General features: G+C 65.1%; 15 protein-coding genes. 8 read left to right on the top strand and 7 right to left on the bottom strand.

The window, feature by feature from the left end:
- Position 1: 1 nt before the first annotated feature.
- Genes pqqD through pip form a run of 3 tightly spaced genes read left to right on the top strand, consistent with a single transcriptional unit; the run spans position 2 to position 2,488 of the window.
- On the top strand, positions 2-310 hold the full coding sequence (gene pqqD / locus ACVJGD_RS15310) for a pyrroloquinoline quinone biosynthesis peptide chaperone PqqD (RefSeq protein WP_456635118.1): 309 nt from the start codon (positions 2-4) through the stop codon (positions 308-310).
- Positions 307-1,512, top strand: coding sequence for a pyrroloquinoline quinone biosynthesis protein PqqE (pqqE, locus tag ACVJGD_RS15315; protein ID WP_456635119.1), 1,206 nt, complete (start codon positions 307-309; stop codon positions 1,510-1,512). Before pqqD ends, pqqE begins: the two co-directional genes overlap by 4 nt.
- A complete protein-coding gene (gene pip / locus ACVJGD_RS15320) occupies positions 1,502-2,488 on the top strand; it encodes a prolyl aminopeptidase (protein WP_456635120.1) in 987 nt (328 codons plus the stop codon). The genes pqqE and pip overlap by 11 nt, the downstream gene beginning before the upstream one ends.
- A 28-nt stretch (positions 2,489-2,516) precedes the next feature.
- On the opposite strand, the gene ACVJGD_RS15325 is transcribed toward pip, so the two are convergent.
- Positions 2,517-4,850 carry a caspase family protein gene (locus tag ACVJGD_RS15325; RefSeq protein WP_456635121.1) on the bottom strand — a complete coding sequence of 778 codons (2,334 nt, stop codon included), beginning with the start codon at positions 4,848-4,850 and terminating at the stop codon, positions 2,517-2,519.
- Positions 4,851-5,097: 247 nt separating this feature from the next.
- On the bottom strand, positions 5,098-5,985 hold the full coding sequence (locus tag ACVJGD_RS15330; protein WP_456635122.1) for a LysR family transcriptional regulator: 888 nt from the start codon (positions 5,983-5,985) through the stop codon (positions 5,098-5,100).
- Positions 5,986-6,197: 212 nt separating this feature from the next.
- Here ACVJGD_RS15330 and ACVJGD_RS15335 point away from each other — a divergent pair, with 212 nt between their 5' ends.
- The 3 genes from ACVJGD_RS15335 to ACVJGD_RS15345 are packed head-to-tail and all read left to right on the top strand — an operon-like array spanning position 6,198 to position 9,464.
- Complete coding sequence (locus ACVJGD_RS15335; protein ID WP_456635123.1) at positions 6,198-8,270, top strand: FUSC family protein; 2,073 nt, start codon at positions 6,198-6,200, stop codon at positions 8,268-8,270.
- Between the two features lies 1 nt (position 8,271).
- Complete coding sequence (locus ACVJGD_RS15340; protein ID WP_456635124.1) at positions 8,272-8,490, top strand: DUF1656 domain-containing protein; 219 nt, start codon at positions 8,272-8,274, stop codon at positions 8,488-8,490.
- On the top strand, positions 8,487-9,464 hold the full coding sequence (locus ACVJGD_RS15345; RefSeq protein ID WP_456635125.1) for an efflux RND transporter periplasmic adaptor subunit: 978 nt from the start codon (positions 8,487-8,489) through the stop codon (positions 9,462-9,464). Before ACVJGD_RS15340 ends, ACVJGD_RS15345 begins: the two co-directional genes overlap by 4 nt.
- 135 nt (positions 9,465-9,599) lie before the next feature.
- Here the strand turns inward: ACVJGD_RS15345 and ACVJGD_RS15350 are convergent, their stop codons facing one another.
- The 3 genes from ACVJGD_RS15350 to ACVJGD_RS15360 form a co-directional block, all read right to left on the bottom strand.
- Positions 9,600-10,295, bottom strand: a complete 696-nt coding sequence (locus ACVJGD_RS15350; protein WP_456635126.1) for a dihydrofolate reductase family protein — start codon at positions 10,293-10,295, stop codon at positions 9,600-9,602.
- A 28-nt stretch (positions 10,296-10,323) separates the two neighbouring features.
- A complete protein-coding gene (locus tag ACVJGD_RS15355) occupies positions 10,324-10,719 on the bottom strand; it encodes a (R)-mandelonitrile lyase (protein WP_456640259.1) in 396 nt (131 codons plus the stop codon).
- A gap of 119 nt (positions 10,720-10,838) precedes the next feature.
- On the bottom strand, positions 10,839-11,624 hold the full coding sequence (locus tag ACVJGD_RS15360) for a carboxymuconolactone decarboxylase family protein (RefSeq protein ID WP_456635127.1): 786 nt from the start codon (positions 11,622-11,624) through the stop codon (positions 10,839-10,841).
- 117 nt (positions 11,625-11,741) lie between these two features.
- Between ACVJGD_RS15360 and ACVJGD_RS15365 the strand changes: the two genes are divergently transcribed.
- The gene (locus ACVJGD_RS15365) at positions 11,742-12,641 is read left to right on the top strand and encodes a LysR family transcriptional regulator (RefSeq protein ID WP_456635128.1); all 900 of its coding nucleotides are present in this window, start codon (positions 11,742-11,744) and stop codon (positions 12,639-12,641) included.
- 50 nt (positions 12,642-12,691) lie between these two features.
- On the opposite strand, the gene ACVJGD_RS15370 is transcribed toward ACVJGD_RS15365, so the two are convergent.
- The gene (locus tag ACVJGD_RS15370) at positions 12,692-13,909 is read right to left on the bottom strand and encodes an NAD(P)/FAD-dependent oxidoreductase (protein ID WP_456635129.1); all 1,218 of its coding nucleotides are present in this window, start codon (positions 13,907-13,909) and stop codon (positions 12,692-12,694) included.
- Positions 13,910-14,093: 184 nt separating this feature from the next.
- Between ACVJGD_RS15370 and ACVJGD_RS15375 the strand changes: the two genes are divergently transcribed.
- Entirely contained in the window at positions 14,094-15,104 is a 1,011-nt protein-coding gene (locus ACVJGD_RS15375; protein ID WP_456635130.1) for an AraC family transcriptional regulator, read from the top strand.
- A gap of 25 nt (positions 15,105-15,129) precedes the next feature.
- Here the strand turns inward: ACVJGD_RS15375 and ACVJGD_RS15380 are convergent, their stop codons facing one another.
- Positions 15,130-15,924: an alpha/beta fold hydrolase gene (locus ACVJGD_RS15380; protein ID WP_456635131.1), complete on the bottom strand. Its 795-nt coding sequence runs from the start codon at positions 15,922-15,924 to the stop codon at positions 15,130-15,132.
- Positions 15,925-15,939: the final 15 nt, after the last annotated feature.

Here is a 15,939-nt window from a genome sequence, read left to right on the forward strand (position 1 = left end):
GATGGCGGGCCGCAATATCAGCGTCAGCGAGGCAAGCCGGCCGAAATTGCCGCGGCACGCCAAGCTGAAGTTCGACGAGATACGGCAGGTCTGGGTGATCCTGGCGCCGGAACGCGTGCTGGCGCCGGACGAGATCGCGGTCGAAGTGCTGCAGCTCTGCGACGGCGAGCGCAGCGTCGCCGACATGGTCGATCAGCTTGCCGCGAAATACGCCGCGCCGCGCGAGGCGATCTCGACCGACGTGGTCGCCATGCTGCAGGATCTGGCGGACAAGGGCTTTCTTACCGAAGCACGGGAGAAGACGCCATGAGCGACATTCTCACCGAAGGCAAGACGACAGCCGCGCCGAGCGACGGGCTCACGGTGCTGGAGCAGCGCCGCTCGACGGCGACGAGCTATGGCATTCCGCTGGCGGTGCTCGCGGAGCTGACGCACCGCTGCCCGCTGCAATGCCCCTATTGCTCCAACCCGGTCGAGCTCGACCGCGCCGGCAGCGAGCTCACCACCGAGGAATGGAAGAAGGTGATGACCGAGCTGGTCGAGCTCGGCGTGCTGCAGATTCATTTCTCCGGCGGCGAGCCGACCGCGCGGAAGGATCTCGTCGAGCTGGTTCAGCACGCAAGCGATGTCGGGCTCTATACCAACCTGATCACGTCGGCCGTGCTGCTTTCCAAGGAAAGACTGGCGGCGCTGGCCGATGCCGGCCTTTGCCATGTGCAGATCAGCTTCCAGGGCAACGAGCCTGTCGTGGCCGACCGCGTCGCGGGCCTGAAGAATTCGCATGAGAAGAAGATCCAGGCTGCCAGGTGGACGCGCGAGCTCGACCTGCCGCTCACCGTCAATGCGGTGATGCACCGGCAGAACCTGCACCAGCTTTCCGACATCATCCAGATGGCTGTCGATCTCGACGCCGACCGGCTCGAGGTCGCCAACGTGCAGTATTACGGCTGGGCGCTGAAGAACCGCGCCGCGCTGATGCCGACGATTGCGCAGATCGAGGAGACCAGCCGCATCGTCGAGGAGGCGCAGGCGCGCCTGAAGGGCGTGCTCGCGATCGATTACGTGGTGCCGGACTATTACGCGCTGCGGCCGAAGAAGTGCATGGGCGGCTGGGGCCGGCAGTTCTTCAACATCTCGCCGGCCGGCAAGGTGCTGCCGTGCCACGCCGCCGAAAGCATCACCGGGCTCCAGTTCGAATCGGTGCGCTCGAACCATTCGATCGCCTGGATCTGGCAGAACTCGGAGGCCTTCAACCGCTATCGCGGCACGGGGTGGATGCCCGAGCCGTGCAAATCATGCGAATTCCGCGAGATCGACTACGGCGGCTGCCGCTGCCAGGCCTATGCGCTGACCGGCGATGCCGGCAATACCGACCCGGCCTGCACGCTGTCGCCGATGCACGAGAAGATCTTCAAGCTCGCGGAGACCGAGGCGGCCGCTGGCAACAACCGCTTCCTCTATCGCAATTTCGCCGGCGGCACGCTGGAGACGGAAGGCGATCATGGCGCCTGACGCCGAGGCAGGCAAATCGTCGCGCCGCACGGATCCTTTCGCGCCACTGACCTCGGAGCTGCTGCCGGTCGGCGACGATCACGAGATCTATGTCGAGAGCGTCGGCCGCGAGGGCGGCGTGCCTGCGGTCTATCTGCATGGCGGCCCCGGCAGCGGCTGCCAGGCGGATCATCGCCGCCTGTTCGATCCCGAGCGTTTTCATGCGGTGCTGTTCGACCAGCGCGGCGCCGGACGCAGCCGGCCGAAGGGAAAGCGCGAGGCCAACACGCTGCCGCTGTTGATCGCGGACATGGAGACTATCCGCGAAAAGTTCGGTTTCGAGCGCTGGCTGGTGGTCGGCGGCTCCTGGGGCGCGACGCTCGCGCTGGCCTATGCGCAGGCGCATCCCGATCGCGTCACCGCCCTCGTGCTGCGCGCGACATTCCTCGGCACGCGCAGAGAGCTGGAAGCTGCCTTTCTCGACACGCTGCCGCGCTTCTACCCCGCGCTGTCGGCGGACTTCCTGAGCCTGCTGCCGGCGGAAGAACGCGACCGGCCGCTCGACGCCTATTGGCGGCGCATCCTCGATGCCGACGCGGCGGTGCACGGCCCGGCCGCGCGCGCCTGGCATGACACCGAGCACATCCTCTCCGTCCACGCGCCCGCCCGCATACGGCTCGACCTCGCCTCGCTGAACTCATCGCGCGCGTTGCCCGCGACGCCGTTCATGGAGGCGCATTACTTCGTCAATGACTGCTTCATGGCGCCCGACCAGTTGATGAACGATGCCGGCAAGCTTGCAGGAATTCCCGGCATCCTGGTGCAGGGCCGCTACGATCTGCTGTGTCCGCCGGCCACGTCGTTTGCTCTGGCCGCACGCTGGCGAGAGGCCGAAGTCCGCATCGTCGAAGGCGCCGGGCATATCCTGTATGATCCCGGCGTCCGCGACGCTGTGATGAGGGCAATCGCGGATCTCGCCTCGCGCAAGGCAAGTTGAGATCGCCGAACTTCGCTTCACGCTCCGATCAATGCGGCGGGCACCTGCCACCCGGGCAGGCAGGTCCTCCGCGAGCCGCCGGTGCCGCGGGCCGCGCCGGCGGCGCCGCCATGCGCTGCATCTGCGGCGGCGGTGATGCGACCCGCGGCGGCGCGGCCGCGTGTGGCGGTGGCGCCGCGACGCGCGGTGCCGCTGGAGGTGGCGCCGTGACGCGCGGAGCAGGAGCTGGCGGCGGAGCCGTCCGCGCCGCAACGGATGGCGGCGGCGTCCGCACTGCTGCCGGCGGTGGTGTCGGATGACGGGCGGCTGCTGGCGGAGCGACGGAAGGCGGCGTCTGCCTGGCCAATGCAGCGGCCGGGGGAGCATTGCGAGATGGCGGCGCGCCAGCGGCCCTCGGAACATCCGCCGGCCGTGCGACCGACGGCCGCTGCGCGGGTGCTGCCCGGTTGAGCTTCGTGTCGGTGGTCGGCGCAGCGGTAGCGCTCGGCGAAGCCGTCGGCCTGGTCGCGTTCGGTGGCGCCGCCGTGGCAGGCGCCGTCGCGGTCTGCGGCGCAGGCCGTCCCTTGGTCCCAGCCGGCGCATTGGCGCCAGCCGCGTTGGGCGCCGCAGCGGGCGGAGACGTCAGTCTCGACGCCTTGGTGCCTGCGTCCGGCTGCGCGGCGGTCGCGGGTGCCGTCGTCGTCTGCGGCAGCGGCTGCCTCCCGGCGCCGGGCAATGCATTCGGGCCGGCAGCGTTGGGGGCCGCACCCGCCCCGCCTTGTGTCGGCGCACGCGGCGCAAACTTGGTCCCCGGCACCGGCTGACCGGCGCCCTGCGGCGACGGCGGGACCAGGTTGGCCCGCTGCGCCGCGGCGGGCGGCAGTGATGGCGCTATCGCCGGCCGAGCCGCAGCACCATTGAACTTTGTTCCGAGCGCGCCAAGCTGCGCCGGGGTCGGGTTGGGATTGTTGATGACCTCGTTGATAACAGTCCGGTTGTGGATGTTGGCGAACACGATGTTGTTCGGCGGCGGCGCAACATAGACCGGCGGCCGGACATAGACCGGGATCGGCACGAACACCGGAACAGGCAGCACGAACACTGCGGCCGGCGGCGGCGGTGGCGGCAACACCACGAAATCCGGCGGCGGTGGCGGCAGGAAGAACACCGGTGCCGGTGGCGGCGGCGCAAAGGCGAACACCGGATCGTCGAAGTAGAGGACCGGGCGATCGTCCACATACATCAACTCGTCGGGCGGCGGCGGAGGAACGTCATAGTCGATCGGCGCAAACGACGGCGGCGGCTCGAGCGCTGCCGACAAAATGGCGAGACGGCGCCGCGCATCGGCGGCATGCGGGCCGCGCGGGTAGCGATGAAGATAGGACCAGTAGGCGTCCGGCGTATCGGTGCGATAGCTCCGCCCCCAGGTGATCGCCTCGCGCCGCGCGGCCACGATCGCCCTCACCCGCTTGGCGAGCGGATCGTTCGGAAACGCCTGCAGGAACTCTTCGTAGCCTTGCAGCGTGTCGCGTTCCAGCGCAGCGGCATAGGCGTCCTTCGCATCGAAGTCGCGGATCGGCTTGTCGCGGACGCTGGCATCGACCTGGGTCGGCGGCGCGTCCGGCTGCCGCTCGAAGAACATGAATGGCGTATCGATCTTCTGCGCATTCCACGGAATCTGCGCGCCCTTGGTCATCTCGCTGACGCGCAGGCGGACGCGGTCGAACAGTTCGGGCAGCGGCAGGCCGCCGGCACGGATCATCTCGGCGAGCGCCTGCGCGTAGGCGCCATAAGGCGGCTCGCCCTCCGGCGCGATCGTCCCGGGGGCGGCATTGAACGCGACCAGCATCTTCGGCTCGGGCTCGACCAGCGCCAAGCCGCCGGCAAGCGGCTGCCCCTCCTTGGCGAAGGAATTCGCGCGCGCGCCATCCAGCACAATGATGTTCGCCTTCACCGGCAGCGCTGAAAGCTGGCGCATGTAGTCCGACAGCCGCAAGCCTTCGACCGGCACGTCGATGTCGCGGGCGATCTTCGCATCGACCGGAATGAAATAGTTTTCGCCGGTAAGCTGCGCGCCGTAGCCGGCGAGATAGACAAAGGCGACCGTGTTCGGCCCAGCCTCCTGGACCTTCTGCACGAACTCGCGGAACGATCTCCGCAGCGTCTCGCCGTCGAGGTCGCGCGCGCCGACGACGTCGAATCCCGCGGCTTGCAGCGTCTGCGCCACGAGGCCCGCATCGTTGGCGGCCGTCGGCAGCGCGCCGCTCGCGTAGGCGCCGTTGCCGATCACCAGCGCGAGCCGCTTCTCCTGCTCCTGCGCCTGTGCGGGCAGCGTGATCGATGACACCAGGCCGATGAACAATGCGAGCAGAATGCGTGTCATGATCGTATTCCCTATCGGATGCCAATCGATTGGATTCCTCGACGGGTGAACCAGCGCTGAACAAGGATTACGCTAATTATGGCAATCCTTGGCCTACCCTCGGCGTTCCACGCGCTTTTCGTCGCGGCCCGTTCGACGCGACCGCGCAACCTGAACGTCGATGCTTCGATCGAAACGTCCGGCCGGCAGATGCCGCAACCAGTTCCACCACGTCATCGACATCGTGCCGACGAGTCAATCGTCACGCCTAGTGACTCACGTTCCGATAGCCCCGGCAAACCTCGACAAAGGCCTGTACGACCGGCGAACTGCGCGCCGAGCGATAGGCCAGGGCGAGCTCGACCTTGCGGTCATAGTTCGACATTTCGCTGTAGCGGACGTTGGGCATGGCGAGCGCGCGCAGCGATTCGGGCACGAGCGCGATCCCACAACCTGCGCCGACCAAGGTGATGGCCGACAGGAAGTCGCGCACCTGGACGACCCGCTCCGGTGTGGGGCCGGCGGCGGCCACGAAGTCGGCGGCATGCTCGGCGAAGCCGCCGGACTTCGGCACCACAAAGGTCTCGTCGGCAAGCGCGCGGACGTCGGGGTCCGCCGACTGCGGATGCCCGACCGGCAGCGCCAACAGCAGCTTCTCGGTGCGCAGCACCTCCACCACGACGCCCTCGGGATAGTTCGGGCGTGGCCTGATGAAGCCCACGTCCAGCTCGCCCTCCGCGATGGCCGTGAGCTGCCGAAACGTCTCCATCTCCGATATCCGTAGGACGACGCCGGGGCGCTCCCTTTGGAAGGTCAACATGGCGAGCGAGAGCAGGCCCGAGAAAGCAGCCGAGGCGACGTAGCCGATCTCGACGTGGCCGAGCATGCCCCGCCCCGCGAGGCGGCCGACGGACTCCGCGATCTCGAGTTGCCGCAGCGCATTTCGCGCCTCGGTCAGGAACAGCAGACCGGCGTCGGTCAGAGTCACTGACGACCGCTTGCTTCGGCCCAGCAGCCTTACGCCTAACTGGGCTTCAAGTTGCTTTACTTGAGTGCTGAGGGCTGACTGAGCGACGTGCAGGTGGTCTGCTGCCCTGGTGAAATGCAGATATTCCGCGACTGCCACGAAATAGCGAAGTTGCCGGACATCGAGCATTCCAAGACCTCCGGATTTTATCTCGCATCGAGATTAAACCATATCGTCTCTCTATTGGACGAGATCAATGGGCGACCGCACCTCTTCGTTTGTGAGCGAACGCTCGCGTACGAAGTCAGCGCACTGTCTGTCGGGCAACTGGCGCGGAAAAGAGCACGCCGTCCGTTGAGCTTCGAGTTCTGCGTGACGGCGCGACCGATGGAAAACGGTCAATGATTGCCGATGAGCCCAGCCGAATGTACTTGCCCAGAATCTTGCCCAGAATCATGGAGCGCCGGATTCGTGCGCTCGATCTCGGGCGCCTGAGCACGATGGCTGCAGGCTGGGTTCCCGCGCTTCTGTTTGGCCTGCGGCTCTGGGCCTCTGTTTGCCTCGCGCTCTACATCGCTTTCTGGCTCGAACTCGACAGCCCGTTTTGGGCCGGCGCCTCGGCGGCGATCGTCTGTCAGCCGCAGCTCGGCGCAGCACTGCGCAAGGGGTGGTTCCGCATGATCGGTACCTTGGTCGGCGCTGTCGCGATCGTCGTACTGACCGCATGCTTTCCGCAGGATCGCGCATCGTTTCTCCTCGGGCTGGCCCTGTGGGGGGCGGCATGCGCATTCGTCGCCACCTTAATCCGCAACTTTGCAGGCTATGGCGCGGCCTTAGCTGGCTATACCGCGGCGATTGTTGCCAGCGATCAGCTCGGCGCAATCGGCGGCGCACACGGTGACGTCTTCATGCTGGCTGTCACCCGCGCGAGCGAGACTTGCATTGGCATCGTCTGCGCCGGCATCGTTCTCGCTGGAACCGATCTCGGCGGCGCCCGGAGGCGGCTAGCCACGCTCTTTGCAGACCTGGCGGCACGAATCGCTGCCGGCCTAACCAACACGTTCGCAGCGACCGGACCCGAACCATCCGACACGCGATCGATGCGGCGCGCACTCATACAGAGAGTTATTGCCCTCGACCCAATGATCGACCAAACGCTCGGGGAATCGGCTCAAATCCGTTATCGTTCGCCGGATTTGGAAAGGGCGGTGGACGGTTTGTTCGCCGCCCTGGCCGGCTGGCGTACGGTGGCAAATCACCTTGTCCAACTGCCCAGCGCAAAGTCCCGGCAAGAAGCGGGAATTATCCTGCAAATCCTGCCGCGCGAGTTGCGATCCATAAATGGCGAGCCGTCGCGCTGGATCGCTAATCCGGCCAGTCTTCGCTTGCTTTGCGAGACGACTGCGCACCGGCTGATCGAGTTGCCGTCTGGCACCCCATCGCTCCGCCTGCTCGCCGACCAGACGGCCGCAGCGCTCGCCGGCATGTCGCATGCGCTGAACGGGCTGGCTTTGCTTGTCGCCGACCCCGCTCGACCTCCCCCGCGCCGCCGCGATGTCAGCCGCCTGTACGTGGCGGACTGGCTGCCGGGTCTGGTCAATGCCGCGCGCGCATTCGTCACGATCTGCGCCGTCGCGTTGCTCTGGATCGTCACCGCCTGGCCGAGTGGCGCTGAGGCGATCACCTTCGCCGCCATCTCCGTCATTCTGTTCGCGCCGCGAGCCGACCAAGCCCACGCGGTGGCCATGAGCTTCATGGTGGGCACCGGAATCGCCGCTGTCGTCGCGGCGATCATCAGGTTCGCGGTGCTACCGCACTTGGAGACCTTTGCCGCCTTCAGCCTCGCGATTGGCCTTTGGCTGGTTCCCGCAGGTGCCGCAGCGGGAAAATGGAAGAGCAGCGCGCTCACCTATATGGCGGCGTATTTCGTGCCGTTGCTCGCGCCTGAGAACCAGATGAGCTACGACACGGTGCAGTTTTACAACGCGACGCTCGCGATCCTCGCCGGCATCGGCGCCGTCGTAATGTCCTTTCGCCTGCTGCCACCGTTGTCGCCGGCATTCCGGACCCGCCGGTTGCTGGTCTTGACCTTGCGCGATCTGCGCCGCCTCGCGATGGGGCGGACGCCTGGAGACTGGACGGGCCACGTCCATGGCCGGCTCGCGGCCATGCCGCGAGAGGCGACACCACTACAGCGCGCCCAACTACTGGGGTCGCTGTCAGTGGGATCCGAGATAATCAGACTGCGCCCTCTGGCTCTACGGCTCGGCGTCGGTGCCGAATTCGAACACGCGCTCGCCGCTCTGGCACAAGGCAAAAGTTCGACGGCCATTGCGCGCCTCACTCGCCTCGACGCGGCGCTCGCCGGCAACGAATGCGCCAAGCGCGAGGTGGTGCGGGCACGCGCTTGCATTCTCGCCCTATCGGAGGTGCTGCTTGAGCACGCCGATCACTTCGATGCAGGGGCGCACTGAGATGAGATTTGTCGAGGTCAACCTGTTCGGTGTCTACGTTGCGCCCATCTCGCTCATGATGGTCGGCGCCTGGCTCGTCACGATTGCCTTGCGCCGGGTCGCCAGCCGCTTCGGCTTGCTGCGATGCGTCTGGCATCCGGCGCTGTTCGTGTTTGCCGCGTACGTCATCGCTCTTTCGTCCTGGGTCCTGATCTTGGCCCGCTGGAGCTCGCCACCATGACCGCGACGGAAATCATATCCAAGCGCGGCAAAATCGCCGATGACCGTGACGAGAGCCCGTACCTTCAGCCGGAAACCCGCGAGCCCGTCAGGCCTCCTATCCAAGTCATTCCGTTCTTGATCACCCTGGCGACCGTCGCGCTTGCCGGGCTGCTCGGCTGGGCGATGTGGGACGTCTACATGGAAGCACCCTGGACGCGCGACGCCACCGTGCGCGCCTATGTCGTCACGATCGCGCCCGAGGTGTCGGGCCGGATTGTGGAGCTGCCGGTCGCCGACAATCAATTCGTCCATAAGGGCGACCTGCTCATGGTCGTCGATCCCACGAACTTCGCGATTGCCGCCCGGCTGGCAGATGCCGCGGTCGACCAGGCGAAGGCGCTCGCGCAGAATGCCCAGGCGCAGTCGGCGCGCCGGCAGAAGCTGACGGATTTGGCGGTCTCGCAGGAGGAGCGGCAAACCTTCGCGAGCAACTCGCTGAGCGCCAATGCGGCCTATCAGCAGGCGCTTGCGAAACGCGACCAGGCGCATGTCGACCTCGAGCGCACCCGCATCCTCTCGCCGGTCAACGGCTATGTGACGAACTTGCAACTGCAACTTGGCGATTTCGTCACCGCCGGACAGAAGAGCATCTCGCTCGTCAACGCCGATTCCTTTTGGATCGACGCCTATTTCGACGAGACCAATCTGCGAGGAATCCACGAAGGCGACCTCGCTACGATCAAGTTGATGGGCTACAGCCAAGTCGTTCGTGGACATGTCGAGAGCGTTGCCCGCGGTATCGATGTGCCCAACGCTCAGCCGGACACGTCCGGCCTCGCCTCGGTAAATCCGATCTTCACCTGGGTCCGCCTCGCGCAGCGCGTACCAGTGCGCATCGACCTCGATGACGTGCCAAGCGGCGTCCGGCTGGTGGCCGGATTGACCGCCACGGTGCAGGTCGATCCAGGATCCGCGAAACAGCCGCATCATTGATCGCTGCCAGGGCACGGGAATCGCGCGTGAGCAAGCACACGACTTCTGACGCCGACCGCCTTGATCTAACTCAGGCGTTCTTACGCGTGATCAGGATTGTCTCTCGTTCTTGGTCCAGGGAGCATTCGAACGCGCTCAAGCATTCTGCAGCTTGTAGCGCAGCCATAGGACTCCGCCATCGAGCATCTGCTGGCTTTCGAGGGTCATCGAACGGACGGGCGCCGACCGGCCCTGCTCATTCTCCAGCGAATCGAACACGGCCGGCGCGCCCTTCGCTCCGTCCACCGTCGGAAACAGGATCAGGCTGACCTCATCGACGAGGCCCGCCCGCAGGAAGGCGCCGTTGGTGACGCCGCCGCCTTCCAGCAACAGACGTTTCACACCGAGCTCGCGGTTCAGGACTTCCAGCGTCAGGGCCAGATCGAGTTCTTTCTCTCCGCCGAACACGTAGGAGATGCCTTCGCTGCGCAGTCCCGCCAGGTGCGCATCCGAGACCTCCTCCGACAGGACGACGACGATCGGGTCGTTGCCGATGTCCGAGCGACCCCAGACGATCTTGCCGCGCGCATCGAGCACGACGCCGTAGGCCCTCGCGTCGCGACGCGCGAACCAGGGCTCGCGCGGGAAGACGTCCTTCGTGGACGCAGGATACGCGTTGCCCTTGGCATACTCCTGACCGGTCACGCGCCCGACCAGCCAGGCGTCGCCTCCGAGTTCTTCGTGCAATCGGTCGAACAGTCCTGGCTGCACGCTGGCCTGAGGACTCCAGCGGCTGAGGAGCGTGCGGCCGTCGATGCTGGCCGCCATGTGGCAGATGACGTAGGGTTTCATTCGATTTCTCCAGCCGTTCGCGACCCGATCACTTGCGGTACTGCTCGTCGCTGACCTTTTCCATCCAGTCGACATTCTTGCCGTCAAGCGACTCCTGGATGGCGATGTGGGTCATCGCGGTGGTCGGTGCCGCTCCATGCCAGTGCTTGAGGCCTGGCGGAAACCACACCACGTCACCCGGCCGCACTTCCTCGATCGGTCCGCCGTCCCGCCGCACCCATCCCACTCCCGAGGTGATGATCAATGTCTGGCCGAGCGGATGCGTGTGCCAGGCAGTCCGGGCGCCGGGCTCAAAGGTGACGTGTCCGGCGGCGACGCGCGCCGGATCGGGCGCCTGAAACAGCGGGTCGATGCGGACCGATCCGGTGAACCAGTCCGGCGAGCCCTTGGCAGAGGGCCGCGAGCCGTTTCGTTTGATCTCGATGTCCATGTCTCGAATCCTTTGTTCGGTGCTCGACACTTCCGCCGCGACCCTGCCGATCATGGTCGAGGCGACTCCGGCCGCGGTGCCGGCGATCAATCCGCGACGCGAGTACATCCGGATCATCTGCTAACGGGCCGCTTCTCGATCACCTCCTTGACGACGGGCGCTGCGGAGAACGCATTGGGCCAGCCGGCATAGAAGGCGAGATGGCCGAGCACTTCTCCAGCTTCTTCCCGCGTCAATCCGTTATCCATCGCCCGGTTCAGGTGATAGGTGATCTGTGCGACCTGTCCGGTCGCGACGAGCGCGCTTACGGTGACGAGGCTGCGGTCCCGGGGAGCCAGGCCCGGTCTCAGCCACAGATCGCGGAACAGCACGTCGGTCGTGTACTGGACGAGGCTCGGCGTGATCTGACCGAATTGCTGCCCGACGCGCGTCGCCCGCTGCGTCTCCGCAGCCTCGTCGAGGGGTAGCTGCGGTCCGGATGCCGGCGGGAGCTGATCGGCTCCGACGTTGCGGCTCCTGAAAACGTCTCGCGCGGCCGGGATCGCGTCCATTGCATTCGCCCAGCCGGTGTAGAACGCCAGGTGCGTGATGATTTCCGAGATCTCCGACGGCTTCACGCCACTGTCGATCGCGAGGTTGAGATAGTATGGCAGCTCGACCGTCTGGTCGCGGGCAATGAGGGCGGCGACGGTCACGATGCTGCGATCTCGCGCCGAGAGGCCGGGCCGCCTCCAGAGATCGCCAAGCACAACGCCTTGCGCGTACGTTTCGAGGGCGGGCGCCACCGCGCGAATGTCCTGGGGCGTGAGCATCGATGCTACTCCTTTGATTGTGGACGTCTGGGCCGAAGCCTGGGCCATCAGACAGAGTGAGCAGGCGGCGGCTGCGAGCACTCTCATGGAGAACTCTCCTCGGTAGTGGACGGCTGGGCCAACGGTCGAGCCGCGACCGTAGCGCCTTGGGCGCCCAAGGATTAGATGATAGAACCCGATTAGGTTTATCGGAGCAGCCTATAAATGGACCGCGAGAACGCGAGCGATCTACTTGCTTTCCTGGCGGTGGCGAGAGAGCGAAGCTTCACCAGGGCGGCGGCAAAGCTCGGAATCTCTCAACCGACCCTCAGTGAGATCGTTCGCGGCCTGGAAGAGCGGTTGGGTGTCAGGTTGCTGAACCGAACGACCCGGAGCGTCACGCCAACTCAGGCCGGCGAACGGCTGTTCCTGAAGATCGGTCCCAAGTTCGACGAGATGGATGTTGAGCTCGCAGCCTTGAGCGAACTGCGCGAGAAGCCGGCAGGCACGATCCGGATCACCTCCACGGAACATGCCGCGGACGCGATCCTGATGCCTGCCTTGGCTAACATCCTGCCGCACTACCCGGACATCAAGGTCGAGGTTCTGATCGACTACGGTCTCACCAACATCGTCGCCGCCCAGTACGACGCCGGAATTCGGCCGGGCGAATTGGTGGCAAGGGACATGATCTCGGTTCGGGTGGGTCCGGACCTGCGCATGGCGGTCGTGGGCGCGCCGTCCTACTTCGCCAACCGAAAGCGGCCGCGGGCGCCGCAGGATCTGACCCAGCACAACTGTATCAACCTGCGCCTGCCCACGCATGGCGGGAGCTTGTATGTTTGGGAATTCGAGAAGAACGGCCGTGAGTTGAATGTGCGCGTCGAGGGCCAGCTCGTCTTCAACGGCGCAGGCGCGCTGCTCAACGCGGCCTTGAAAGGCTTCGGCCTCGCCTACCTGACCGAAAGCCAGGTGCAGCCGTATTTGTCGAACGGCCAGCTCGTGCGTGTCCTGTCGGACTGGTGCCCGCCCTTCTCCGGCTATCACCTCTACTATCCGAGCCGCCGGCAGCCATCGCCGGCTTTCTCGCTGCTGGTCGATGCGCTTCGCTACCGTCGCAAATGATCGCTACGGGCGCACCAGTTTCAACACGCCCGAAAGCCGCGACGTTTCAGCTACGGTCCCCTCGCGGCCGCAGCGGCAAAAATCGCCGCGGCATTGTCCGGCGCGAAGAATTCTGTCGGCGATATCGTGCCGGCGTTCGCACGTGCAAATCCGTCCATCGCCGCCTGGTTGCCGTGGACCGCTCGAAGGAGCTGCTCCAGCTCGGGGGACGGCGGCTGCAGCGTCGCGAGCTCGCAAGTGAGTTCGTACATCACTTCAACCTGCGCGTCGCGGGTGTGCCGATATTCAGCCATGGCATCTTCGAATGGCCGTGCGCTTGAGAAAAACTTGTCGAGTGCCACCGCGCAGAGCTCGGCGTCGCGGAAGGCATCGAGAATTCCCTGTGCGGTAATGAAGTCCCTGTTGTAGCCGGCGTCACCTACGAGAGCCCAGCCGGCGCCATAGGGCTTGCGAAAATAGTTCGGCACGGCCGTGCCGGCGAACGGCGCCTGGCGTGTTGCGCTGCGCAGCCGCTTCGCGAACTCCGGCGCCAGTTCGACCGACTTCAAATAGTTGCCTTCGATGTCCTTCTTGTTCTCCGCAAACTCCTCGTAAGGCCATCCGGCAATCACGAGCGTCAGATCGCCATGGGTCGGCATTGCCGCAAATGCCCGCTTGTCGCGGATATAGGTTTCAAATCGTCCGTGTGTGGGCAGCCCGCTCCAGTAGGTGTAGTAACCCGCCAACAATGGCGGCTTCTCGCGGTATTGCTCCGGGTGAACCGCCTCACTCACCATCGAGTGCCGACCGTCGGCCCCGACGATCACTTCGGCACGCTCCGTGACGGCCCCGCCCTGCTTTGATCTGCCTTTGATGCCGACCGCGCGTTCGCCTTGCATCATGATTTCCTCGACGGTGAAACCCTGACGGATCTCCGCACCGGATTCGGCGGCGGCGTCGACGAGCAGCTTGTCGAGGATCGTCCGCCGCGGACAATAGGCAATCGGGTTCTGGTCCGTGCCGGGACTCCCAGAAATCGTGAAGGCGCCGAAGTCGAAGGAATAGGCGTGGATCGGCGGACATCCCGTCGCTGCCAGCCTGTCGAGCAGTCCCCATCGCGATAGGGCACCGACAGCGAGCGGGTGTACGAGATGAGTCGAGACTGTGTCGCTTGGGAATGATGCGCGGTCAACCGCCAGCACTCGGTGGCCTTTGCGGGCCAGCAACATCGCCGTTGGCGAACCGGCGCAGCGCGTGCCCACGACAATCACGTCGAATGCCTTGCCCATCGAATTCTCCTGCGAGATCTGCTTGCGGGCTGGTCAGGTGCCGCTGATTGCAGCGGCCTTTGAGGCGATCGAAGTTAGGAGCAATCCGAATTCCAAACTTTGCCGGAAGTCCGTGGTTCTTTGCAGTATACTTGGACTGAGTTTGCAGTTCCACTCGGGTCCAGCCGCCGGCCGGAGCGAAGAGATGGATGCCCTTTCCGAGGCCCTGACGTCGGTGCGCATGACCGGCGCCATTTTCTATCACGCAGAGTGCAGCGCGCCCTGGGGATTCCGGGTGCCTCACCTGCAAGACGTCGCCCATGTGCTTGCCCCCGGAACCGAGCGACTGGTCAGCTATCACCTGGTCACCGATGGGAAGGCTGTCGTGCGCTTTGCGGGCGAAGCGGACATCGCTGTCGCTGCGGGCGATATCCTGATCATCCCCCACGGCGATGCCCACACGGTCTCAAACGGCGCGCCATCGACCTTTCTCGACAGCGGCGCCTCGCTGAGCGAATTCCTGGCGGGCGATTTGACCACGATGAGATTGGGTGGCGGCGGAGAAACGACCAGATTCGTTTGCGGCTATTTCGGCTGCGAGCGACATGCGGATCGGCTTTTCCTGGCCGGTCTGCCGCTGATGATCAAGATCAACCTCCGCGGCGATCCGGCTGGCGAGTGGCTGGAGAGCTCGGTTCGTCATCTTGTCTCTCAGGCCGGATCGACGCGACCCGGACAATCGGTTCTCCTCTCGAGGATGGCGGAGGCGCTCTTCATCGAGACCATTCGCCGCTACATGGAGGCGTTGCCGCCGGAGCAAACCGGCTGGCTTGCGGGGGCGCGGGATCCGGTCGTTGGCGGCGCCCTGGCGCTTCTGCACCGGAAACCTCGGCATCATTGGACCATCGACGAACTTGCCGATGCGGCCGGAGCCTCGCGTTCGGTCCTCGCCGAGAGATTCTCGCGCTTCATCGGCGAGCCGCCGTTGAGCTACCTGGCCCGCTGGCGATTGCAGCTCGCCGCGAGGATGCTGCAGACGACCCGGGAAGCGGTGCTGCGTGTGGCGACGGAGGTCGGGTACGATTCGGAAGCGGCCTTCAATCGCGCATTCAAGCGCGAGTTTGGTATTCCGCCGGGACAATTCCGACGGACGATCTGCCAATCGGAACCTGCCGCCAGCCACAGGTCAATCCGCACGTCCTCCCGCGCGTTGTGAAAGTCCGCTTTCACGCCTGCAGCGTTCAAGACACGAGAGGATGTCGTTCAAGGAAGTCCTTGATGGCTGCGTTCACAGGGCCTGGGTTTGTCATGTTGACCGAGTGACCGCCCGCGATCACGATCAGTTCTGCGTTGGGAATGGCTTCCTTCATGGCTTGCGCCCTGGCAAGCGGAATGGCGGCATCGGCATCGCCATGGATGACCAGTGTGGGGACGCGGATCGAGGAGATCTTGTCGCTGATATCGTCGCGGCGAGCGAGCGTGTCGAGAGCGCTCAAAAGATTCGGCGCCGTCATGGCGCGCCACTTTTCCTTCCATGCTGAAGCGCCGGGCCAGTTGGCACCGAAGATGATGTGCTCGACCGTGGTGGCGATTTCGTCCGGCAGCTCGCCGGCGATCCATGCGCCAAGCAGCGCGCGGTAGCTCGCGAGTGTTTTCGCATCGTCTACGCCCGCCTGCGTCGCGATCAAGACCAACGCACGGACGCGCTCGGGATGCGTCAAGGCGCATCTCATTCCCAGGAAGGAGCCCTGAGACACGCCGACGAGGATGGCGCTATCGATAGAGAGAAACGAAAGGAGTGCGGAGAGATCGTTTGCGGAATCGTAGTAAGAAAAGGCGGGCAATGTCTCCGTGGCAGTTTTGCCATGCCCGCGCTCGTCCCACACGATGCACCGGTATCTATCCCGGAACGCCATCAACTGCGGAGAGAACATTGCGCCGTCAAGCAGCAGTCCGTGTGAGAAGACAATCGCCGGGCCAGGCCCGCCCGTGTCCTCGTAATAAAGCCGCTGACCGTTAACGTTGGCGTAGGGCACTTCCTTCTCCTGCTT

Source organism: Bradyrhizobium sp. USDA 10063, assembly GCF_054063735.1.